Annotated in this window: 20 protein-coding genes; 9 read left to right on the forward strand and 11 right to left on the reverse strand. The window is 71.8% G+C overall.

Annotated features, from left to right (window positions below; translation table 11 throughout):
* The first annotated feature begins 14 nt into the window (after positions 1-14).
* From FHL79_RS12910 to FHL79_RS12940, 6 genes are all read left to right on the forward strand, one after another.
* Positions 15-2,246, forward strand: a complete 2,232-nt coding sequence (locus tag FHL79_RS12910) for a diguanylate cyclase domain-containing protein (protein ID WP_171058148.1) — start codon at positions 15-17, stop codon at positions 2,244-2,246.
* Between the two features lie 50 nt (positions 2,247-2,296).
* Positions 2,297-2,785, forward strand: coding sequence for a hypothetical protein (locus tag FHL79_RS12915; RefSeq protein ID WP_171058149.1), 489 nt, complete (start codon positions 2,297-2,299; stop codon positions 2,783-2,785).
* On the forward strand, positions 2,775-4,007 hold the full coding sequence (locus FHL79_RS12920; protein WP_138758999.1) for a multidrug effflux MFS transporter: 1,233 nt from the start codon (positions 2,775-2,777) through the stop codon (positions 4,005-4,007). The genes FHL79_RS12915 and FHL79_RS12920 overlap by 11 nt, the downstream gene beginning before the upstream one ends.
* A gap of 293 nt (positions 4,008-4,300) precedes the next feature.
* The gene (locus FHL79_RS12925; RefSeq protein WP_138759000.1) at positions 4,301-5,938 is read left to right on the forward strand and encodes a methyl-accepting chemotaxis protein; all 1,638 of its coding nucleotides are present in this window, start codon (positions 4,301-4,303) and stop codon (positions 5,936-5,938) included.
* Between the two features lie 805 nt (positions 5,939-6,743).
* On the forward strand, positions 6,744-6,983 hold the full coding sequence (locus FHL79_RS25535; protein WP_218938451.1) for a helix-turn-helix domain-containing protein: 240 nt from the start codon (positions 6,744-6,746) through the stop codon (positions 6,981-6,983).
* Positions 6,984-7,053: 70 nt separating this feature from the next.
* Positions 7,054-7,209, forward strand: a complete 156-nt coding sequence (locus FHL79_RS12940) for a Zn-dependent oxidoreductase (RefSeq protein ID WP_138759002.1) — start codon at positions 7,054-7,056, stop codon at positions 7,207-7,209.
* Positions 7,210-7,444: 235 nt separating this feature from the next.
* On the opposite strand, the gene FHL79_RS12945 is transcribed toward FHL79_RS12940, so the two are convergent.
* The 5 genes from FHL79_RS12945 to FHL79_RS12965 form a co-directional block, all read right to left on the reverse strand.
* Positions 7,445-8,788: an NtaA/DmoA family FMN-dependent monooxygenase gene (locus FHL79_RS12945; RefSeq protein WP_218938452.1), complete on the reverse strand. Its 1,344-nt coding sequence runs from the start codon at positions 8,786-8,788 to the stop codon at positions 7,445-7,447.
* Positions 8,785-10,353, reverse strand: a complete 1,569-nt coding sequence (locus tag FHL79_RS12950; RefSeq protein WP_171058150.1) for a DHA2 family efflux MFS transporter permease subunit — start codon at positions 10,351-10,353, stop codon at positions 8,785-8,787. Before FHL79_RS12950 ends, FHL79_RS12945 begins: the two co-directional genes overlap by 4 nt.
* 396 nt (positions 10,354-10,749) lie before the next feature.
* The gene (locus FHL79_RS12955) at positions 10,750-11,364 is read right to left on the reverse strand and encodes a TetR/AcrR family transcriptional regulator (RefSeq protein ID WP_138759004.1); all 615 of its coding nucleotides are present in this window, start codon (positions 11,362-11,364) and stop codon (positions 10,750-10,752) included.
* A gap of 217 nt (positions 11,365-11,581) precedes the next feature.
* Positions 11,582-12,355, reverse strand: coding sequence for a cation diffusion facilitator family transporter (locus FHL79_RS12960; protein ID WP_138759005.1), 774 nt, complete (start codon positions 12,353-12,355; stop codon positions 11,582-11,584).
* Positions 12,352-12,735, reverse strand: coding sequence for an ArsR/SmtB family transcription factor (locus FHL79_RS12965; protein WP_138732618.1), 384 nt, complete (start codon positions 12,733-12,735; stop codon positions 12,352-12,354). Before FHL79_RS12965 ends, FHL79_RS12960 begins: the two co-directional genes overlap by 4 nt.
* 195 nt (positions 12,736-12,930) lie before the next feature.
* Here FHL79_RS12965 and FHL79_RS12970 point away from each other — a divergent pair, with 195 nt between their 5' ends.
* Positions 12,931-13,080 (forward strand): Zn-dependent oxidoreductase, encoded by a 150-nt coding sequence (locus FHL79_RS12970; RefSeq protein WP_138759006.1) that lies wholly within the window; start codon positions 12,931-12,933, stop codon positions 13,078-13,080.
* A 95-nt stretch (positions 13,081-13,175) separates the two neighbouring features.
* Here the strand turns inward: FHL79_RS12970 and FHL79_RS12975 are convergent, their stop codons facing one another.
* Together FHL79_RS12975 and FHL79_RS12980 are read right to left on the reverse strand one after the other, a co-directional pair.
* A complete protein-coding gene (locus FHL79_RS12975) occupies positions 13,176-14,495 on the reverse strand; it encodes an amidohydrolase family protein (RefSeq protein WP_138759007.1) in 1,320 nt (439 codons plus the stop codon).
* A gap of 213 nt (positions 14,496-14,708) precedes the next feature.
* Positions 14,709-15,947, reverse strand: a complete 1,239-nt coding sequence (locus FHL79_RS12980; protein WP_138759008.1) for an FAD-dependent monooxygenase — start codon at positions 15,945-15,947, stop codon at positions 14,709-14,711.
* Between the two features lie 86 nt (positions 15,948-16,033).
* Between FHL79_RS12980 and FHL79_RS12985 the strand changes: the two genes are divergently transcribed.
* Positions 16,034-16,183 carry a Zn-dependent oxidoreductase gene (locus FHL79_RS12985; protein WP_138759009.1) on the forward strand — a complete coding sequence of 50 codons (150 nt, stop codon included), beginning with the start codon at positions 16,034-16,036 and terminating at the stop codon, positions 16,181-16,183.
* 46 nt (positions 16,184-16,229) lie between these two features.
* On the opposite strand, the gene FHL79_RS12990 is transcribed toward FHL79_RS12985, so the two are convergent.
* The 3 genes from FHL79_RS12990 to FHL79_RS13000 all read right to left on the reverse strand — a co-directional run bounded on the left by FHL79_RS12990 (position 16,230) and on the right by FHL79_RS13000 (position 18,849).
* The gene (locus tag FHL79_RS12990) at positions 16,230-17,372 is read right to left on the reverse strand and encodes a helix-turn-helix domain-containing protein (protein WP_138759010.1); all 1,143 of its coding nucleotides are present in this window, start codon (positions 17,370-17,372) and stop codon (positions 16,230-16,232) included.
* The gene (locus FHL79_RS12995) at positions 17,369-18,088 is read right to left on the reverse strand and encodes a hypothetical protein (protein ID WP_138759011.1); all 720 of its coding nucleotides are present in this window, start codon (positions 18,086-18,088) and stop codon (positions 17,369-17,371) included. The genes FHL79_RS12990 and FHL79_RS12995 overlap by 4 nt, the downstream gene beginning before the upstream one ends.
* Before the next feature lie 197 nt (positions 18,089-18,285).
* Positions 18,286-18,849, reverse strand: a complete 564-nt coding sequence (locus FHL79_RS13000; protein WP_246080726.1) for an alpha/beta hydrolase — start codon at positions 18,847-18,849, stop codon at positions 18,286-18,288.
* 352 nt (positions 18,850-19,201) lie between these two features.
* On the opposite strand from FHL79_RS13000, the gene FHL79_RS13005 reads away from it, so the two are divergent.
* On the forward strand, positions 19,202-20,173 hold the full coding sequence (locus tag FHL79_RS13005; RefSeq protein ID WP_138759012.1) for a quinone oxidoreductase family protein: 972 nt from the start codon (positions 19,202-19,204) through the stop codon (positions 20,171-20,173).
* A gap of 16 nt (positions 20,174-20,189) precedes the next feature.
* On the opposite strand, the gene FHL79_RS13010 is transcribed toward FHL79_RS13005, so the two are convergent.
* Positions 20,190-21,705, reverse strand: a 1,516-nt coding sequence (locus FHL79_RS13010; protein WP_246080727.1) for a mannitol dehydrogenase family protein, incomplete at its 5' end; no start/stop codon positions are given.

Here is a 21,705-nt window from a genome sequence, read left to right on the forward strand (position 1 = left end):
CAAGGGTGCTGATCGTGGCGTCGTCCGACTCTCACCGGTGGACGATCCGGACGCTGTACCAGCCGATCGTCGACCTCCGGGACGGCACGCTCGTCGCCGTGGAGGCGCTGTCGCGGGGGGAGCCGGGGCCACGGGAGTCGGCGCAGTCGCTCTTCGCCTCCGCCCGGGCGACCGGGGCGCTGGTCGAGCTCGACGAGGCGTGCCTGCGCGCCGCGCTGGTGGGCGCCGGGGAGAGCACGGGGGCCGTCACCCTCTTCGTCAACATGGAAGCGGTCACGGTGTCCGCTCTCGACCGGCAGCGACTGGCGGAGTTGGCGGATCTGGCCGCCGAGCACGTGCGTGTTGTCGTCGAGGTCACCGAACGCGACCTCCTGGACAGAGCTGCCGAGCTCGTCCGCGGCGTCCATGCCCTGCGGGACCTGGGGTGGAGCGTGGCCCTGGACGATGCCGGCGCCGAACCCAAGGGCCTGGCGCTCATGCCGTTCCTCCGGCCTGACGTCATCAAACTCGCCCTCGCCCTGGTCAGTGGGCACACGACCCTGCAGACCGCCGCGGTGGTCAACGCCGTGCGCGCCGAGGCCGAGCGCTCCGGCGCGATCCTCCTGGCCGAGGGCATCGAGAGCGAGGCGCATCTGGAACGCGCACTGGCGATGGGCGCCCGACTGGGTCAGGGCTGGATGTTCGGTCGGCCCGGCCCACTGGCGACTGCCGGCCTGTCCGCCCTGCCGGTCCGACCGCCCTCACCTGCCCGTGGTGACCATCCCGGCACGGGCCCCCGTACGCCGTACGACCTCCTCACCGCCTCCACGCCCGCACAACGTGCCACTGTGCCGCTGGTCGCATCGATGACCAGGCAACTGGAGCGGCAGGCGCTGCTGCTCGACGACCAGACGGTGGTCCTGGCGAACTTCCAGAACGCGGAGGCGATGACCCCGGCGACCCGCCGACGGTACGAGTCACTGGCCAGCCTGTCCGCATTGACCGCCGTCACCGGGGCCGGCATGCCCGACGAGCCCGCCCCCGGCGTGCACGGCACGGCCCTCGACTCCGACGACCCCCTCACCGAGCAGTGGGTGGCCACAGTGGTCGGCCCGCACTTCGCCGCCGCGCTGGTCGCACGTGACGCGGCGGCGGGGGACGGCGACGCCCTCGGCCGGCCACTCGGTCCAGGAACCCGTCCCGAGCGCCGGCTGGACTACGTCCTGACCTACGACCGGCAACGCGTCCTCGACGTCGCGGGAATGCTCCTGGAGAAGGTGCGCGCGATGCCCCGGGCTGTTCCTCGACCGTCGCCCGCCGCGAGCAGCGTGCCGACCCATCGCGCCGAGGCGGTCCCCCAGGACGTCCTCCCGGACCTCCTGCTGCGGGCCATCGCGACGGCCAGCAACGGCATCGTCATCGCGGACGCCTCGCTGCCCGGCCTCCCACTGGTCTACGTCAACACGGCGTTCCTGCGTTTGACTGGGTACTCCGCCGACGAGGTGCTCGGCCGCAACTGCCGCTTCCTGCAGGGCTCGGGCACCGACCCGACGCAGGTGCAGCCCATCAGCCGCCGGCTCCTCGCCGGGCGTGACGTCCACACCGTCCTGCTCAACTACCGGCGCGACGGGTCGGCCTTCTGGAACGAGGTGCACATAAGCCCGGTCACCGACGCCGGCGGGAACATCACGCACTACATCGGCAACCAGCTCGACGTCACGAGCCGCGTGGAACGCGAGCAGAGGACGACCTACCTGGCTCATCACGACGAGCTCACCGCGCTCCCGAACCGGGCGCACATCCTCGACCATCTCCGGCTGGAGCTGCGACGCGCGCGCAGGAGCGGCGGGAGCGTGGCGGTCCTCATGCTGGACCTGGACGAGTTCAAGGGGATCAACGACCGGTTCGGCCATGCTGCCGGCGACCGAGCCCTGAGCTGGGCTGCCCACCGCCTGCGTTCGGCGGTCCGCGCTGGTGACCTGCTCGGACGTCTCGGCGGGGACGAGTTCCTCCTGGTGCTCGCCGGACTCCCGCCGACGGGAGGATCGCCGGACGACCCGGGACGGGGGACGTCGGTCGACGACACACTCCGCCGGGTGCAGGAGCATCTGCACGCTGCCCTCGACGGCCCCCTCGCTCTCGCCGACACCACCGTCCGTCTCAGCGCGAGTTCCGGAGCCGCCTTGTTCCCCCGCGACGCCGCCGACGTCGCCGAGTTGATCGCACACGCCGACGCCGCCATGTATCGCCACAAGACCGGCGGCTGAGCACCACACTGCGTCGGCTGCAAGGCGCCGCCCCGGTCGACCGCATGGACATGCGCGGAGACACCTGTCCGCATCGTCGACGGTGGGGGCAGGACCTGATCCCGGGATTGACCAGCGGGTTGATCGAGGTGGGCAGCCCGGGGGCGGGCTCGATCCTGCCGCAGCCGTTCGTGCGAGCGGATGGTTTCGCGGGACGCCTCGACGACCTGACCGGCGGTGTCGTCCGGGCCATCGCCGTCGAACCGCTGACCCCTGGTGACCGAGCGCTGCTCCTCGATGCGTTGGCACCCCTCGGTGGGGTGCTGGTGGTGATCGGTGGTCCTGCCGGGCCGGAAGGAGGCGCCGTGGACGCGGTCGAGGACGAGGGCGTGCTGAGCTCGTGGTTGCGGGCGACGGGACAGCGCATCGTCGTCGCCCGGCCGGACCACTACGTCTACGGAACCGCTTCGTCGGCTGCTTATGCGGCGGAGCTCCTCGCCGGACTGCGGAACCGGCTGGCCGGTCGGGCTGGACGTCCGGCGCACGCGCATGGGGCGTGACCGCGGCGCCACGGGACACGCGGTCACTGCTCGACCTGAACGGCAGACCGGCCTGGTCGCCCTGCTGGGCTTCCTGTCAGCCTTCGGGCCGCTGTCGATGGACCTCTACCTACCGGCACTGCCCCGGATACAGACCGGACTGGCCACTGGTCAGTCGCCCGTCCAGCTGACCCTGTCGGCGGTCGCGCTGGGTCTCGCGGTCGGGCAGCTGATCGCCGGCCCGCTGTCGGACCGGTTCGGCCGTCGTGGGCCGTTGCTGGTCGGCATCGGCACCTGGGCGCTGGCCTCCCTGCTGTGTGCCCTCTCCCCCACCATCTGGACGCTGATCGCCATCCGGCTGGTGCAGGGCATGGGTGGATCGGCGGGCATCGTGCTCGCCAGGGCCATCGTCCGCGACCGCACCGGAGGCATGGAGGCGGCCCGCGTCTTCGCGGTGCTCGCCTCGATCCTCGGTGGGGCACCTGTCCTGGCGCCTGTCATCGGCGGGCAGTTGCTGCGGGTGACGGACTGGCGGGGACTGTTCGTCTTCCTGGCCGGCACCGGGCTGGTCCTGCTGCTCGTCACCTACCGGACGCTTCCGGAGACGCTGCCCCCCGAGCGCCGGGTCACCGGCGGGTTGCGGACGACCCTGGTCAACGGCCGGACGCTGATCCGCCGACGCGCGTTCGTCGCCGCCGTGCTGGCTCAGGCCTGCGGCTACGGGGCCCTGTTCACCTACATCTCCGGATCGCCGTTCGCGCTGCAGACCGGGTACGGGCTGTCGGCCCAGCAGTTCAGTCTGCTCTTCGCCGTCAACGGGGCCGGGATGGTGGTGGCCGCCCAGGCGTCCCGCCTCCTGGTGCAGCGGGCCGGCCCTCGTCGGTTGCTGCTCGCCGGTCTGACGCTGCAGGTGGTGGCCGGCGCGTCGCTGCTCGCCGCCGCGGTGACCGGCGCAGGTGTCGCCGTCGTGCTGACCGCTCTCTTCGTGCTCGTGTCGGCCAACGGACTGGTCCTGCCCAACGCGACAGCGCTGGCCATGGCCGACTCCGACCGGATGGCCGGCAGCGCCGCCGCCCTGCTCGGGGTCACCCAGTTCACCGTGGCCGGCATCGGTGCCCCGCTCATCGGTCTGGGCACCGCCGGCACACTGCTGCCGGTGGCGGTGGTCGTGTCCGCCTTCGCTGCCCTCGGCACCGCCGCCGCAGCTGCCGCACCTGCAGGGCGGTCGCCCGCTTCGGCGTGAGGTCGCGTCCCGTCGGTGGAGCAGGTCACCGGACTCACCTGCTCCGAGGAGACGGACGCCTCGCCGGCACGAGAGCTCGCGACGTCACCAGGGCGTGCGCTGGTCCCGAGTGACGAGCTGCAGGCTGCGGTCCCCGCCCCGGACCGTCCACCGCGGCAGAGCGGTATCCGGCGCACCGCCCCCGAGCCCACGGTCATACAGGTCCTGGGCAGTTGGGGTCGATCCGGGTTTGGACACTGCCGATGTCATCGGACAGTGGTCTGCGCAGGAGGCCAGCATCCGGAGAGGCAGACATGGACACCGCGGTCGCTGAGAACGCCCTCGAGTCGGGCAACCGCTCACTCACCACCATCGCCGGTCGGCTGGGACTGCGGGGCCGCCTGGTGGCCGCCGTCCTGCTCGTGGCCCTCACGACCCTGGCCGTCGGCGCAGTCGGCATCTCGCGGATGGCGAGCATCAGGGAAGAGGCCCAGCGGGTGTACGCCGAGGGCGAGGTCCCGGTGGACGGGCTGCGCGGCGTCGAGTCCCTGTGGTGGCAGTTCAACACCTGGCAGGCCCGGCAGCAGCTCACCACCCTCCCCCCGGAGACGATCGCCATGGCGGCGCAGGCCACTGCCGCGCTGGTCCCGCAGTTCAACGACCAACTGGCCGCGGTGAGCACCATGCCCCTGTCGCCGGATGCCCGAGCGGCGTACGAGCAGATCGTCGCCGCGTCCAGCGACTACCTGACGCAGCTGCAGCAGCTGCAGCGGGCGCAGCAGACCGGCGACCTGGCCGCGGCAGGTACCTCGGTCAAGCAGCTCGACGCGGATCAGGCCACCATGGACGAGGCTCTGGCAGCGGGTGTGGAGGCGGCCCGACAGTCGGCCGAGCAGGCAGCGGCCCGGGCGGAGAGCGCCTACACCTCGGCCCGCACGATCACCATCGCGATCATCGTGGTCGGCCTGGCGATCTCCGTCGTCCTGGCGATGCTGATCGTCCGGTCGATCATGCGGCCGGTTCAGCGGATCCGCGACGTGCTCGACCAGGTCGCCGGCGGTGACCTCAGCGTGCGGGCCGGCGAGACCGGCGGCGCGGAGCTGGGCGAGGTCGCGCACTCCCTGGACTCCACCCTGGATTCGCTCAGTGCCGTGCTGCGGTTGGTCGGCGACTCAGCCGGCCGGCTCGCCGGTGCCTCACAGGCTCTGAACGCCGGGGCCGCAACGATGGCCGCCAGCGCGCGCACCGCCGCCGGCCAGGCCGACGTCGTCGTCGCCTCCGCCAGCGACGTCGCCTCCAGCGTGGACACCGTCGCCACCGGCTCCCAGCAGATGGAGGCCGCGATCCGGGAGATCTCGCAGAACGCCAGCGACGCCTCCCGGGTGGCCGGGCAGGCCGTCAACGTCGCGGAGAACACGACCCGCACCGTCGGCAAGCTCGGTGACTCCTCGCAGGAGATCGCCACCGTCGTGAAGCTGATCAACGGCATCGCCGAGCAGACGAACCTGCTGGCGCTCAACGCCACGATCGAGGCGGCGCGCGCCGGGGAGGCCGGCAAGGGCTTCGCCGTCGTCGCCAGCGAGGTGAAGGAGCTGGCCCAGGAGACGGCGCGGGCGACCGAGGACATCTCCCGGCGGGTCGAGGCGATCCAGGCCGACACCGCCGGTGCGGTCGAGGCGATCGGTGAGATCAGCACCGTGATCGGTCAGATCAACGACTACCAGGCGACCATCGCCGCGGCCGTGGAGGAGCAGACCGCCACGACCAACGAGATGAACCGCAACGTCGCCGAGGCCGCGGGCAGCTCGCGCAGCATCGCCACCGCGATCTCCGGCCTGGCCGCGGGCACGCAGCAGACGAACGAGGGCGTCGCCGAGGCACAGCGCTCGGCGGCCGAGCTGGCCCGGATGAGCGACGAGCTCCAGGCCGCCGTCCGGCAGTTCATCGTCTGAGGCGGGCGCCGTCCTCGCCCATGTCAGCGGCAGGGGCAACCCGTTGCAGGCGGTCTCCGTCTCGCACCTGGAAGCGGAGCATCGCGACCGGTCCGGACTGCGCGACCCCGACCGGGTCCAGATCCGTCCTTCCCAGGCCGGAGGTCGAGAACCGCACCCCATCGCCCATCAGCACAGGTGGTACGTAGACCGCCGGAGTGACGGCGCAACTTCGTCAGCGCACCCTGGACGGCGGGCTGCGTCACTCCCGGGCGTACCGCCGCGCGCGGCCCGCCCGCGCCCGCTCGGCAGCGCATCAAGCGCTGACCAGAAGGCCGGGTCCGGATTCACGAGGTCGTCATGGCCCACGCGCTGTACTTGTGAACTCGACCAGAACACGGCGAATGGGTGGAGCTCCGCCCACAGGACGAGTACGGCCCGCTCGACCTGAACCGTCGATCTCGACTCTTGTCACGCGCGCGATCCCTCCGATGGAGGTGAAGGCCCACCCTTCATGATCCTGGTCGCAGCCAGGTTGAACTGGGCATCGTTCTGCTCACATCGCAGGCCCGCACCAAGCTGGGCGGACCGTCTGCGCTGCTCTGGACCCAGCGGTCGGTCGTTCTCCGACCGAGCTCCCGGCGCCCCGTCCCCCGCTGGCAGATCAGGACGTGACGAGCCGAGCGCTGGTGTCCCAGAGCTCGGTCGCCCGCGCTGTGTCGTGGGCCAGGTCGTTCGTCTTCGCGATCTTCTTCTCGTAGTACTCACCCGACGTCCAGGTGGTGCCGGGGGGCCCTCGGCGAGCCAGGTCAGTGCCCGGCCTCCCTTGTCCGCGCTCGAACATGCCGCGACCAACGGGCCGTGGGCCCTGGCCACGCTGGACGCCATCGCCACCGCGACGAGCCTGCGCGACGCCGCCCGAGCGCTGCACGTCCACCACTCCACCCTCCAGGACCGGCTGCTGCACGCCGAGACCGCGCTGGGCTGCGGTGTCCGTGACCCAGCCGGTCGACTGCGCCTGCAACTGGCCCTGGTGCCGCGGCGTGCAGCCCACCCTCAGCGCTGAGTTCCAAGGGCCTCCGACTGACCCGCTCGACCGTCCCAGCCGGCACGGATGCCTCGCTAGCCTGCTGCACATGCGTGCTGTGCAGATCACCCGCTTCGGCGGCCCCGAGGTCATGGACGTCGTCGACCTGCCCGACCCGGTCCCCGGCGACGGTGAAGTGCTCTACGAGGTCAGCTCCTCAGGAGTCAACTTCGCCGACACCCACCACGTCCCGTCGTCCAACTGAGGTGACGGGTTCGGACCCTGCTTGACAGTCCCCCGAACACGGAGCCACGGCTCGTCCTGGAGTCGAGCATCGTCCACCCGTCTCGTGCGGGCGCCGAGCGGCGGTCGTGCCGCGGTGACGAGCGATCAGGCAAACCCGCCGACGCCCAGGGAGACGACAGCTCCCCACAACTCCTTCCGGTCGGACGTGGCAGCCGGGTCCGGCGCCGTCGTACTCGTGTCCGATCCGGGTCTGGTCACTGCTCGGCGCCGGCGATGCGTGGGTCGAGTCCGTACTGGCGCGGGACGCCGAGGTTCTCGCGCAGGGTCGTGCCCGGGTATTCGGTGGGGTAGATGCCGCGTGCCTGCAGGATCGGCACGACCTCGTCGACGAACGCGTCGATGCCGTCCTCGTAGATGTCCGGCGTCACCCAGAAGCCGTCGGCGGCTCCCGCCTCGAACCACTCCTGCAGGTGGTCGGCGTGGAGCTCCCCCGGGCCCACGACCGTGGGGTGGAAGTCGATCACGCCGTGGGCGAGGATGTCGCGGGGTGACCATCCTTCGCGGGCCACCGCGAGCGCGATCGACGAGCGCGGGTCCCGTGGTGAGGCATGCGCGGAGGCCAGTTGCTCGGGCGTGAGAGGTTCGTCGAACCGATCCGGGTGGATCTGGATCCCCAGCATCGCGCCGAGGGCGGGCAGCCGGGCCTCGATGACCTCGCCCGCGTACCGCAGGCGACGGTCGAGGCCCTCGCGCACGGTCGGTGCGACGGTGGTCATGATCCCGGGGATGTACTTGACCTCGTCGGGGTCGCGGCCGGCCTCACGTGCCGCGTCGCGCACCAGTTCGCGCTGGGCGCGTGCCTCCTCGATGGTCCACACCTCGGCGATGAAGCCGCTGGCGTAGCGGCCCGCGATCGACAGCAGGTGCGGGCTGGGGCCGCCGGAGGTGAAGACTACGGGCTGGCCCTGCTCCGACGGGGGGATCGCCAGGGGGCCGCGCGAGGCGACGTACTGGCCCTGCAGGTTGACCGGCTGCAGCTTCGACGGGTCGATGAAGCGGTCCGCCGCCTGGTCCTTGACCCACGCGTCCTCCTGCCAGCTGCCCCAGAGCGCCTGGACGATCTGGATCGCCTCGTGCGCGCGCTGGTACCGCTCCTCGCGAGCAGCAACCGGCCGTCCGTAGTTGGCGGCGACGGCGGGGGCGCTCGTCGTGACGGCGTTCCAGCCCGCCCGGCCGTGGCTCAGGACGTCGAGGGCCTTGAACTGGCGCGCCGTGTTGAACGGCTCCTGGAAGGTCGTCGAACCGGTCGCGACGAAGCCGATGTTCGTCGTCTCGCGGGCGACGGCGGCCAGCTGGATCAGCGGGTCCATGAGGTTGCTGATCGTCGAGTGCTCGACGTCCCCGCGCACCGCGGGGAAGTCGGGGGTGAAGAGGAAGGTGAACTTGCCGCGCTCGGCCGCCCTGGCATGACGCACCGTGGCGTCGACGTCGGCATAGGTCCCGGGGTCCACGTGCGGGGCACGCCAGGCACCGTGCAGGCCACCGTATCCGTCGATCATCCCCATCCCGAGGACGAGCTTCTCGTCCCTCGTGGTCACGGGGCCACCTTCGCCGCGACCGCTCCGTCGGTGGCGGCCGCGTCGGCCACCGTCTCGACGGTGACCGGCGCGACCGCGACCGGCGCGTCGACGACCGCCCCGCCGTCGGCCGGACTCGCGGTCCGACCGACGAAGAGGACGCCCACCAGGACGACCAGGCCGATGACGAAGGCGGTCAGGAAGGCGGCGTGCGCGGCGGACGTGGCCTGGTCGGTGGTGAGCACGCCGGCGTCCCGGGCGCCGGAACCGATGGTGTACGCGGAGATGAACACCGCACCGAAGGCGGCACCGGCCAGCTGCTGGACGGTGGCGAACGCCGCGGAGCCGTGCGGGAAGAGGTCGGCCCGCAGGCCGCCCATCGCAGCCGTCGTCAGCGGCGCCCACATCGTGGCCATCGCGCTGGTGAACACCACCCAGGCGATGAGCAGCGACACGACGCTCGTGCTCTCGTCGACCCGGCTGAGGAACCACAGGACGGCCAGCCAGACGAGGGAGGCCGGGATCACCAGCGGGCGCGGTCCGACGCGGTCGTACACCCGGCCGCTGAGCGTCGCCATGATCGAGATCGCCGCGCCGCCCGGGATCAGGAAGAGACCGAGCTGGAGGGTGCTCAGGCCGGTGACGAGGGTCAGCACCAGCGGGACCACGACCAGCAGGCCGATGCCGTTGCCGGCGACGAAGACCATCACCAGGATCGGCAGGGCGTAGCCCCGCCGGGCGAAGATCCGCATGTCCAGGAACGCGCTGCCGCGACGCTGCAGCGGGATCTGCCGGAGGACGAAGGCCACCAGGCCGACCAGGCCCACTGCGATCGGCAGGTACGGCGAGATCGGGGCGTGCCCGGAGGACGCCTCGCCGGGCAGGGAGAGCCCGTAGACCAGGCCGCCGAACCCGACCGCGGACAGCAGCAGCGACGCCAGGTCCAGGGTCACCGGCTCCGGGGTGGTGACGTTGCGCAGCTTCCACGCCCCCAGCGCCAGGGCGACGAGGGCGATCGGCAGCATCAGGATGAACAGCCAGCGCCAGCTCAGTGCCGACAGCACGAGACCGGACAACGCCGGGCCGAGAGCCGGCGCCACGGACGGGACGGCCGTCGTGATCGCCATCATCTGGCCGCGGCGACCGGCCGGGACCAGGCGCATCGTCGTGGTCATCAGCAGGGGCAGGAAGACGGCGGTTCCGGATGCCTGGACGACCCGGCCGGCCACCAGGACGCCGAACGTCGGCGCGATCGCCGCGAGCGTCGTCCCGACGATGAACAGCGACAGCGCGACCAGGAAGATCGTCCGCAGGTGGAAGCGCCGCATCACGAAGCTGCTGGCCGGGATCAGCACGGCCATGGTCAGCAGGAAGCCGGTCGTGACCCACTGCCCGGTGCTCGGGCTGACCCCGAAGTCCGCGATCAGCGTGGGCAGGGCGACGCCCAGCAGCATCTCGTTGAGGAAGACGATGAAGGTGGAGATGATCAGAACGCCGATGACCAGGGCGACGCCCGGAGGGAGCCGGTCTCCGGAGTGGGTCGCCGGTGCCGGAGCTGCGGCGTCGGACGCCGATGTGGCGGTCATGTGCGTGCTCGCTGTCTCGTGAGGTCTGGAGAAGTCAGTCGGTGCGACGTGCGCGACTCGTCGGCGCACGGGAGACAGGTCCGAACCGGACGGGTCGGCACCGGGCATGCGCGATCCCCCGACCGACGGTGGCCGGTGGCGATGCGGCAGGAGCACTCGGTGTCTCGATGACCGGTCCGGAACGGAGGCAGTCTCCGTTTGCAACTCGAAGATACGGAGACTGTCTCCGGCTTGTCAACGAGGGTCCGACCGACGTGACGGAGGAGACGAGGACGTCCCCAAGCGGCTCACGGACAGCGCTGCTCCGCCGCTGGGTGCGGAGCCTCGGCGGGGCGGCCGCGGACCTGCGCTACGCGGCTACGGTCCCGCTGCCACCGAGCGCTCGCGGGCGTCAGATCACGACTGCGGCGAGGACTCCCAGGCTGGGGAGGGGGTCTGCCATCCCTCTCGCACGATGGCGCGCAGGGCGTCCCCCGACCGTTCGTCGGCCAGCAGCGCACCGCTCACCCACGCCGTCGCCAGAACCGTGAGGACGAGGTCCCGGTCGCGCACCCACGGGCGGGCGCTCCCGGCGGCCTGCGCCGCCCTGAGGAACTGCCCGGTCGCCTCGACCAGCAACTCGCACGTCATGGCCAGCGGCGAGGTGGTGTCGCTCAGGGCCTCCCGGAGAGGGCCGGGCAGGCCGTCGAAGACGGTCACGTAGTCGCCCAACGCGGTCAACCACAGTTCCAGGGCTGCGAGGGGGTCGCCGTGCTCGGCCTCGATCTCGGACCGACGGGCGTCCAACCCCTCCCACCGCGCCTTGATGAGCGCCGCGAGGAGGGACTCCCGGGTGGGGAAGTGCCGGTAGAGCGTGCCCGGTCCGAGACCGGCCCGCTTGGCGATGTCCTGCATGGGTCCGCTCACACCGTGCTCGGCGAAGAAGTCCTCCGCGACCTCGAGGATGTGCAGCCGGTTGCGCTCCGCGTCAGAACGCGACTTCCGCGTGCTCGGGTCCGCCTGGACCACCATCCGACCTCCTCGACGTCAGAACCGGAGGATACGTCCACGTCTCTGGAGGACGGCGGACGCTGCGTCCGACTCGGGCAGGGACGCCACTCGACTCCCCGAGAGGTCCTCCGCTGGAGGACAGGCCGATGACCCAGCGGAGGGGCTCACCCGACGTATGGGCAGTCCCGTTCGATGGGTGCCGGTTGTCTCGACGCCAGTTGCGCCGCGGTGGCGGCGATCAGTCCGGCGGGCGGACCGTCAGCTGCAGGGTCTGCGGTGCAACCGGGGCGCAGCACCCACTGGTGCATCCGTAGCCGCACCGAGGTCCGCGTCCGTCGGCGTCGCTGCCGGCAGGAGAGTGCCCACCGGGGCTGGCCGGCGCGCAACACCCCTCGCCCCGCCAGGCCTGCACACCCTCGCGGACGGCGACGACCGCGATGACCAGGCCGGCGACCGGATCGGCCCAGCTCCAGCCCAGAGTCGCGTTCAGCAGCAGACCGACCAGGAGGACCGCCGACAGACAGGTGCACAGCAGCGTCTGCGTGGAGTCGGCCACGACCGCGTTCGACCCGAGCGCCCGACCCGTGCGCCGCTGCGCCCAGGAGAGAAGTGGCATCACCACCAACGACGCGACCGCCAACCCGATCCCGACCGGCGAGCTGTCCGGATCGCCCTGGGAGAACAGGGCACGCGCGGACTCAACACCCACGTAGGCAGCTAAGGCGAAGAAGGACAAGGCCATGAGACGCAGCGCCTGCTGCTCGCGGGACTCCGGCAGCCGGTGCCGAAACTGCCACAGGACGATCAGACCGCTGGACACCTCGACGACGGAGTCCAACCCGAAGCCCACGAGGGCGACCGAGCCGGCGGCCACCCCTGCGGCGACGGCGACGACCGCCTCGACGACGTTGTAGGTGACGCTCGCGCCGGCGAGCAACTGCGCGCGGCGGCCGAGCCGGGCGCGGTCCGCCGTGCTGAGCTCCGGGGCGGCGTGCGCGTGCGTGCGGCTCACCAGTTGGCCGCCTCGCCGTAGGTGGCGCACGCCGCGACCGCATCGCCGGTGACGGCCAGCAGCCGCTCGGCCGCGCCCAGGACCTCGAGCAGCTCCGGTGCGGTGGTCAACGACCACAGCGACGACCGGCCCTGCGGTCGCGAGGTCGCCAGGCCGCAGTCCCGCAGGCACGCCAGGTGAGCCGACACGGTCGACTGGGCCAGACCGAGGTGGACCGTCAGGTCCACCACGCGGTGCTCACCGCCGACCGCCAGGTGGTGCACGATCGCCAGCCTGCTCGGGTCGCCGAGGCTGCGGAACAGGCAGGCCGTCGCAGACGAGGCGCGGACCTCCCCGACCGGCGGCTTCGGGAGTGCGGCGACGAGCGATGGCGGAATCATCGTCACCCGTCGATGATAGCGGTGACGGCCAGCACTGGTGTCGACGTCCCGTACGCCTTCGACGTCCTTCACGACCATCGCCGCTTGGCGCTCGCCAGCTGCTCCGGCCCCTCCGAGAGGCCGTAGACCGTGAGTGGTGACGGGCTCGTCAGGGTGGGACCACTCACGTCCGCAGCAAGTCATAGCCTCACGCCCATGCGTGCTGTCCAGATCACCGAGTTCGGCGGCCCCGAGGTCATGGACGTCGTCGACCTGCCCGACCCGGTCCCCGGGGACGGCGAGCAGCTGTTCGACATCTCCTCCTCCGGCGTCAACTTCGCCGACACCCACCACCGGGAGTCGTGAGAGGTAGATCAGCGTCCGGCCAGCGGGCTGTGTTCGGCAGCCTCGCGGTCATCCGTTGGTCGGAGGCGGCTTGGGGAGCGACCTCGGTCAGCCGCTCAGAAGGAGTCGAGCTGAGTGTCCAGGTCCGGGTATCGAGTGACCGACGGGCTGTCGATCACGGCACCTCGAGCGACGACCATCCGCGGGTTCACGAAGGCACGGAACCCGTCGAGTGGGTTGCCGTCGAGCAGGACCAGGTCAGCGGCCTTACCGGGCTCGATCGATCCAGTGACATCGTCGAGGCCGAGGATCCTTGCATTCGTTTGAGTCGCGGAGTTCAGCGCCTGGGCCGCGGTGAGGCCACCGTAACGGACGAGGACGTCCATCTCGCGCCATGCGTCGTAGTGCGTGACGTAGGTCAGCGCCGAATCCGTTCCCATGCCGATCGCAATCCCGTTCTCACGGGCGGCATGGATGCCTTGCACCATCTCGTCGAGGACCATGGTCGCGTTGGCCCTGACGATGTCACTGGCACCCGTGATCTCCTGGGCGAACTCCACCAGCGGAAGACACACCAGCAACGTCGGGACGAGCGCCGAAGAGCCGTTGAGCGACCGCGGGTTGTCGAGGAAGAGATCGATGATCTCCGACGTCATCCGCGCACCGTGCTCGATCGTGTCGACCCCGGCGCGGAGGGCCGCGTAGATGCCGTCCGCGCTCTGTGCGTGCGCGGCGACGCGGATGCCGGCGTTGTGAGCCTCTTCGCAGATCGCCGTCATCTCCTCCTGGGTCATCTCCGGCCGCCCGGCGTAACCGACCGCGCGCGCGTCCGTGACGCCCGCGGTGGCAGAGATCTTGATCGCCTTGACACCACGTTGGACGTTCCTGCGGGTGTTGCGGCGCGCGTCCCACGGTGAATCGCTGGTGAGAGCGATCTGAGGTGCTCCATGTCCTCCGGTGATCGCGAGCAGCGGCCCAGAGGCCAGCACGCGCGGCCCGAGGTAGTCACCCCGATCGATCTCGCCCGCAACGTGGACAACCTCATAGCCGGTGTCGCCAACCGTGCGGATTGTCGTCACTCCCGAGTGCAACTGGATCAGGGCATTGGTCTTTGCGCGCCTCTTGAACAGACGCCGCCCGATCGGGCTGCGGCCCAGCTTCGTGACGAGCGCCGCCGTGGACTCCTTGACGAGGAACGGCGGAAGCGGCAAGCCGTTGGAGAACAAGTGGGCGTGGGCGTTGATCAAGCCGGGCACGAGGTGGTGCCCGGGCATGTCCATGAGCCGGTACCCGGGTGGGGCGGGCGTGTCCGCAGTCGGCCCGACTCGCTCGATCGCGCCGCTTGCTCCTACGACGACGCTCTGAGCAGCCAAGACGGTCCCGTCGGCGTCGCCGGTGACTATGGAGACGTCGGCCAAGGCGAACGGTTCCGGCACGGGAGAACTCCTCGCCGTCGGAGGTTGCGCGGGACGCTACCGGAGGGACTGGAGCTGCCGGAAGGACCATCCGGCTCCTGCCAGAGCGTCGACGGTGGGAGCACCCCGCCCCTGAGCCTCGTCCAGAGACCTGGAAGAGGCAGAGCCGCGCCGGGCGTCGGTCCTCGGCGGGCCATCCGGATCCTCGGCGGGTCCGTACGCAGCCGCGGACACCTACGGAACCAGACGTCCCGAGCTCGGCCGGTCAGTGTCCGGACCCCGAGCGGGCGCGGTCCAGCGCAGCACGGCCGCACCCGCAGCCACGGCCGGACCCGCCGGGATCGCCCTGATCGCCGCGTTTCGCAGGACCTGTGGCAGGCCTCCCGGGACGTGCGCGCCGAACCGAGCCGTCAGGAGCGAGCGGCGGGCGATCTGCCGGCACCGCGGACGTCGGGCGCTGTCGAACGCGGCCAGCGCGTCAGGCAGCGGCATCCCGGCGTCGACCGGCTGCGCGATCAGTCGCCCCACACACACGCCGTCCTCGAGCGAGGTGTTGGCGCCCTGCCCCATCGTGGGCAGCATGGCGTGGGCTGCGTCGCCGATGAGGACGGTGCGGCCGCACACGAAGGTCGGGAGTCCGCCAGGAAGGTGGTGGACGTCGTGCCGGAGGAGCTTCGTGGCACTGGTCGCGGCCACCGTCGCGCTGACCTCCGGCGCCCAGCCGGCGAACTGCTCGGTCGCCGCGGCGAGCTCGTCTGCGAAGGCCTGCCCGGCGGGATGGCGGAAGTAGCCGTACCAGTACACCTGGCTGTCGCTGATCCGCACGGCGCCGAACTCCGCAGACGGCCCCCACCAGACGGCGAAGCCCGCAGAGGTGATGCGGTCGTCGTCCACCACCGCCCGCCAGCTCGTCCACCCGCTGTACTGCAGGGCCACACCCGCTCGTGGGAAGAGCAACCCGCGCGCGGTGCTGCGGGCACCGTCGGCTGCCACCAGGAGGTCCGAGGTCCGGGTGTGCAGTCCTGCGCCGTCCGACCAGGTGACGGAGGCCGGCATCCCCGACGGGACGCCCGCCTGCACGTCGATCACGCGTGCGCCGGTGAGCAGGTCACACTCGCCGGCGGCGGCCAGGAGCACCGCGTGCAGCCGCTGCCGGTGAACGCCGCACACGCGGTTCACCGCAGCCGCCCCGTCCGTTCCCACCGGCGGGATCCGGAGCAGCCAGCGGCCCCGCCGGTCCCGGGTGCCAGCCGCGAACGTCTCGTACCCGGCTGACCGGACGTGTGCGGCGACCCCGAGAGCGTCCAGCGCCGCCATCCCGTTGCCGGTGATCGCCAGGCCTGCGCCGACCTCCCCGAACTCAGCCGCGCGCTCCAGCACGAGGACCCGCCAACCGGCCTGGGCCAGTGAGCTGGCTGCGGACAGCCCCGCCAGGCCACCACCGACGATGGTCGCGGTGCGCCGTTCGCTCATCGCTGCCTCTCCCGACCAGTCGTCGTCGGCGACCCGGGACCGCCACCGTGCGCTGCCCTGTCGCAGCAGGTCATGGCCTCACCAGCATGCGTGCTGTGCAGATCACCCGCTTCGGCGGCCCCGAGGTTATGGACGTCGTCGACCTGCCCGACCCTGTCCCCGGGGACGGCGAGCAGCTCTTCGACATCAGCTCCAGCGGCGTCGACTTCGCTGACACCCACCACCTCCTGTCGTGAGAGGCAGGTCCACGCCCCACCGGCAGAGGGACGACCGCCGCGGGACTCACCGGGGCCCGATGGTGAGCCTGGGTCTGTCACTTCGCCCCGCCGCGACGACCGCGTGCAGGGACTCCAGCGGGATACGGGCGGCCTCCGCCAAGGCGCTGAGTCGGGTCCCGCTCTGCTCCAGGAGTTCGGCAGCGGCCCCCAGGACGCTGGGGCTCTCCGGTGGTCCGAGCGGTCCCGGTTCGGGGTGCCCCCACGTCTTGAGTTGCCGGTTGGCGCGGCGATAAGACAGATCCGGCAGACGCCCGAGCTCGTGCGCCCGGTAGACCAGCGCCTTCAAACTGACACCCCAGTGGCGCTTCAGGGCATGGAACGTCTCCCAGTCCACACGCGTCGGCAGACAGTCCTCGATCTCGGCCTGCGGCATGAGGAACTCGGCGGCGAACGACATGGCCTGGGACTCGACGACCGTGGACCCGGCCTCACTTCCTCCGTGCATCAGCAGGTGCCCGAGTTCATGAGCGGCGTCGAAGCGGCTGCGCGCCTTGTCGTCCTTGAGCGGGGACATGAGCACGAGAGGGCGGCCTGACGCCGTCTCGGAAGCGGAGAAGGCGTCGACCCGAGGATCGAAGCCCTCGGCCGGCAGTCGGACGACGAGCACGCCGTGGGCTTCCAGCAGGCGGACCACGTGCGGAACGGGTCCGGTGCCGACCGACAGCTCCCGCCTCGCTCTGCGCGCGGCATCGGCGATCTCCGCTCCGGACGGCTGCGGAGGCAGGCCGATCGGCCGGAGACGCATCGGAGGCAGGTCGACGTACCGCTCGACCAGATCCAGCACCGCCAGCGCCAGTTCCCCGAAGGCAAGGGCTTGCTCGCGCCGTCTGGCCGGGGTGCTCCGGAGGGAACGGAAGTGCGCGGTCGAGGGAGGCACCTCGGGGATGTCGAGGCCGCGGGAGAAGAACTCCTCCGGCATACCGAGCGTGAGGCCGAGACGGGTGAGCACCGTCGTGGTCGGGCGGGCCGCTCCGCGCTCGAACTGGGTCACCGCGGCCGGGGTGACCTCGATGCGCCGAGCCAGCTCCGCCCGCGTCATGCAGGCCAGGCGACGGCCGACCGCCAGGCGGCGGCCGTCGAAATCCGCCACGGACCCCGAACTGCGGCGCCGCCGCGCGGCGGCGACCCGCGGAGGTTGCTCGGTCATCGCGTGGCCTGCTCCGGCCTCCGCTTCAAGGACACGGGTGCCTCGGGGACGTCGCGCTCGGAGAACGCCGACGCCGCCGGGCCCCGTGGGACGTCGTCCGTCGTGGCCTCGGCGGCGGCGGTCATGTCATCGCGCCACAGCGGGGTGACGGCGAGCCATCGTGGTGGGCCCAGGTGCGGCAGGCCCAGCCAGCCCGCGGTGAGTCCCGTGGTGTCCCCGGCCCAGACGAAGAACACGTCCCGCCACACAGGGCACCGCCCCGACCAGGGGATGTCGAAGTCGAACGCCAGTTGCCCCTCCATCGGCGGGGGCGGGAGCACGCCGTCGCCAGCGTTCCGGGCGGCGGCGTGACGCGTGGTGCTGGTGTCCCAGACGAAGCGGGCCCACTCCGGTTCGCGGAGCCGCAGGCCCGGGGCCTTGATCACATGCACCGCCAGGTCATCGACGTGGATCAGCAGCGAACCGTGCGGCACGGTCAGGCGTACGCCTCGCGCCCGCCACGGGGCCCGAGGCGAGCGGTAGTCGGCCAACATGCGCTCGCGCAGGTTCTCCCACGCCAGACCTGCGACCCCCCGTGGCGTGTCGAACAGGTGGGACGGCTCGTAGCGCTCGGCGTTGGGCCGCCACATCATCCGCGTCGCCTGGCGCAGCCACGCCAGGACTTCGCGTTCTTCCAGGGCCTGCTTGCACTCGTGCAGAGCTGCCAGCGCGGTCACGTCCCAATCGGGCACGATGAAAGATTAAGCAGAATCCGCGGAATGCGGTAGAGATGAGCAGCCGCGAGCGCGCATTCGGGTCGCAGAATCGACCGGTAGCGGCTATGGCGCGCGAGGTACATCGGAGGTCCGACTCAGCACGTCAAAGCGGTGCCCTGTCAGCCCACGGACCGCCGGAGATCACGGGCCTGCCAGAGTCAACGCAGCCAGTCCGCGGCTTCGCGGGCGATGTCAGGCGGCACGGTGTGCGGCCCGGAGAACTCGCGGTACGTCACGTCGTACCCGTCGTCGCGCAGTCCGGGCACGATCCTCCTGCTGGTCCGGTCGATCGGCAGGACTTCGTCGGCGTCGCCGTGGGAGACGAACACCAGCGGGGTGCCCTGGCGCTCCGCCCCCGGCGGCACGAAGCCCGGGGAGAACGCGACGATTCTCCGGAACAGGTCGCCGTTGGCCATGCCCAGGCCGAGTGCGTAGGAGGCACCGTCGGAGAACCCGGCCACCGCCACTCGACCCGCATCGACCGCGAACCCGGAGAACACCCGCGTCAGCGCCCGGTCGATGACTGCGGCGTCCCGCCCGTAGGCACCGCGGATGGCGTCCCACGTCGTCTCGCGGGACGCCGGCGCCAGCAGCAGCAGGCCACGTTCATCCGCCAGAGGCTGCAGCAGGGCCAGTCCGGCGGCTGCGTCGCCCCCCGCTCCGTGCAGGGTCAGGACGAGCGGCGCCGCCGTATCCGGAGCGACGGTCGGCGGGACGTACAAGAGCGGGTCCCGGTCGGCCTCGAGACCCAGCGGATGGGTGCCCGGAGTGCTCGGTGGACCATCCGAGGACCCGGTCGGCGCTGCTCCCGGGCGCGCCGTCAGAATTGCGCCATCTGCCTGCCCGGCCCCACCACGGAGTCCGTCCGACAGCCGGATGCCGCAAGCAGCGAGCAGGCCGGCGCCCGCGATCTCGCCAGTCACCAAGAGGAACTGTCGGCGCGTCAGCACAAGCCTCTCCTACCCCGACCTGACGAAGTCCTTCTGCGAATGCCCTCGAAGGTTCGTCGAGGGACCGCGACGGTGTCCGCCTCCCGCGTCCGGCTCTCAAGGGCCGCGCCCTAGCCTGACGGGCATGCGAGCTGTGCAGATCACCCGCTTCGGCGGCCCCGAGGTCATGGACGTCGTCGACCTGCCCGACCCGGTCCCCGCGGACGGCGAGCAGCTGTTCGACGTCTCCTCCTCCGGCGTCAACTTCGCCGACACCCACCAGACCGAGGACAGCTACCTCGCCCCGCAGCAGCTCCCGCTGATCCCGGGCGCGGAGTTCGTCGGCACACCTAGCGGGGGCGGCCCGCGGGTGGTCGGGCTGCTCGCCGGTGGCGGCTACGCGCAGCAGGTGGCCACGAACCCGCGGCTGACCTGGCCGGTGCCCGACGCGGTCACCGACGAGCAGGCGCTCGCCGTCGTCCTGCAGGGCGCCACCGCCTGGCACCTGCTGCGCACCTCCGCCCACCTGGCCGAGGGCGAGTCCGTGGTGGTCATCGCCGGCGCAGGCGGGGTCGGCTCGCTCGCCGTCCAGCTCGCCAAGCGCTGGGGCGCCGGCCGGGTCATCGCGACCGCCTCCAGCCCCGAGAAGCGCGAGCTCGCCGAGTCCCTGGGCGCCGACGCCACCGTCGACCCCGCCCTCGCCGACGACGACCCGAAGACGTTCACCGCCGCCCTGCGCGAGGCCAACGGCGGCAAGCGGGTCGACGTCGTCCTGGAGATGACCGGCGGGCACGTGCTCGACGGGTCGCTGTCCGCGCTGGCGCCCTTCGGCCGGCTCGTCGCCTACGGCATGGCCGGTCGCGAGGCCCCGCGGCCGGTCAACGTCCCCTCGCTGATGGGCACCAGCCGCGCCGTCATCGGGTTCTGGCTGGCGCACTGCTTCAGCCGCCCGGAGATGCTCGACCAGGCGATGGGTGAGTTGCTGCCGCTGGTCGCCGACGGCGCCCTGCAGCCGGTGTCCGGTGGCCGCTACCCGCTGACCGCCGTCCGCGAGGCGCACCAGGACCTCCGCGCCCGCCGCACCAGCGGCAAGCTCACCCTGGACCCCACTCGCTGACCCCGCCGGCCGGCGGTCACCGGCCGAGGAGGTGGGCCACCGCTCCGCGGGCGCCGAGCCGACGGAGCAGTTCCGCCGCCTCCACGTAGGACGCGCGGAAGCGCTCGTCGGCTGCCAGGTCGCCGAACACCTCGCTCGCGTCCAGGATCGCCGACACGTCCTCGGGCCGGTCGAGCAGCGGGGTGAGCCGGTCCAGGCGGGCGTCCACCACGGCGATGGGCTCGCCGTCCTCGTCGACCCCGGTCGCGTACCGCGCCCAGGCCGCCACGGCGAGCACCGCGAGGTCGAACGGGCCGCCGTCCCGGAGCTGGTCACGGACGACCGGCAGCACGAACGTCGCGATCCGCTCGGACCCCTGGGCGCAGTTGCGGGCCAGCGTGTCGCTCACCGCCGGGTTGGCGAAGCGCTCGAGCAGCGTGCGCCGGTACGCGTCCAGGTCGGTGTCCGGCACCGGCGGGAGCGTGGGCGTGGCCTCGTCGCGCATGTAGCGCTCGACCAGCTCGATGAACAGCGGGTCGGCCATCACCTCGTCCACCCGCCGGTGGCCGGCCAGGTACCCGAGGTAGGACATCACCTGGTGGCTGGCGTTGAGCAGCCTCAGTTTCATCAGCTCGTACGGCCGCACGTCGGCGACGAGCTGGACCCCCACCTCCTCCAGCGGCGGCCGGCCGTTGCAGAACGAGTCCTCGAGCACCCACTGCAGGTACGGCTCCGCCACCACCGGCCACCGGTCGACGATGCCGGTCCCGGCGGTCAGCTGGGCCCGGTCGTCGTCCGTCGTGGCCGGGGTGATCCGGTCGACCATCGAGTTGGGGAAGGCGACGTGCTCGGCGACCCAGTCGCCCAGGTCGTCACCGGTGTGCTCGTCCTGGAGGCGGGCGAAGGCCACCAGTGTCTGCCGCGCCAGGTGGCCGTTGCCCTCGACGTTGTCGCAGGAGACCACCGTGAACGGGGGTGTGCCGGCGGCGCGGCGGCGGCGCAGCGCGGCGGTGAGCAGCCCGAACGCGGTGCCCACCTCCGGGGAGTCCAGGTCGGCGCGCAGCGCGTCGTCCAGCTCGAAGCGGCCGGTGCCCTTGTCGGTGCTGTACCCGCCCTCGGTGATGGTCAGGGTGACGATGCGCGTCGTCGGCGCGGCCATGGTCGCCAGCACCGCCTGCAGGTCGCCGGCCAGGAGCCGGTGCTCCAGCAGCGAGCCGACGACCGACCGCTCCGTCCTCCCGGTCGGGTGCTTGACGACGAGCGTGTAGAGGCCGTCCTGGGCCCGCAGCGCGTCACTGAGCGCCCGGTCGATCGGCAGCACCCCGACACCGGAGATCCCCCAGTCGGTGTGCCCGCGGGCGAGCACCCGGTCCAGGTACACGGCCTGGTGGGACCGGTGGAAGCCACCGACGCCGAGGTGCACGACGCCGGTGCGGACCGCGCCGCGGTCGTAGGTCGGACGAGGCACCGCCTCGGGCAGGGTCGTCAGGGTCGACTGGCTCAGCGCGATGGTCACGACGAGGGTTCCTCCGGTGGGCGGGGCGGGTGGTGGG

Source organism: Modestobacter altitudinis (genome assembly GCF_005930475.1).
In the GTDB taxonomy this organism is placed as follows: Bacteria; Actinomycetota; Actinomycetes; order Mycobacteriales; family Geodermatophilaceae; genus Modestobacter; species Modestobacter altitudinis.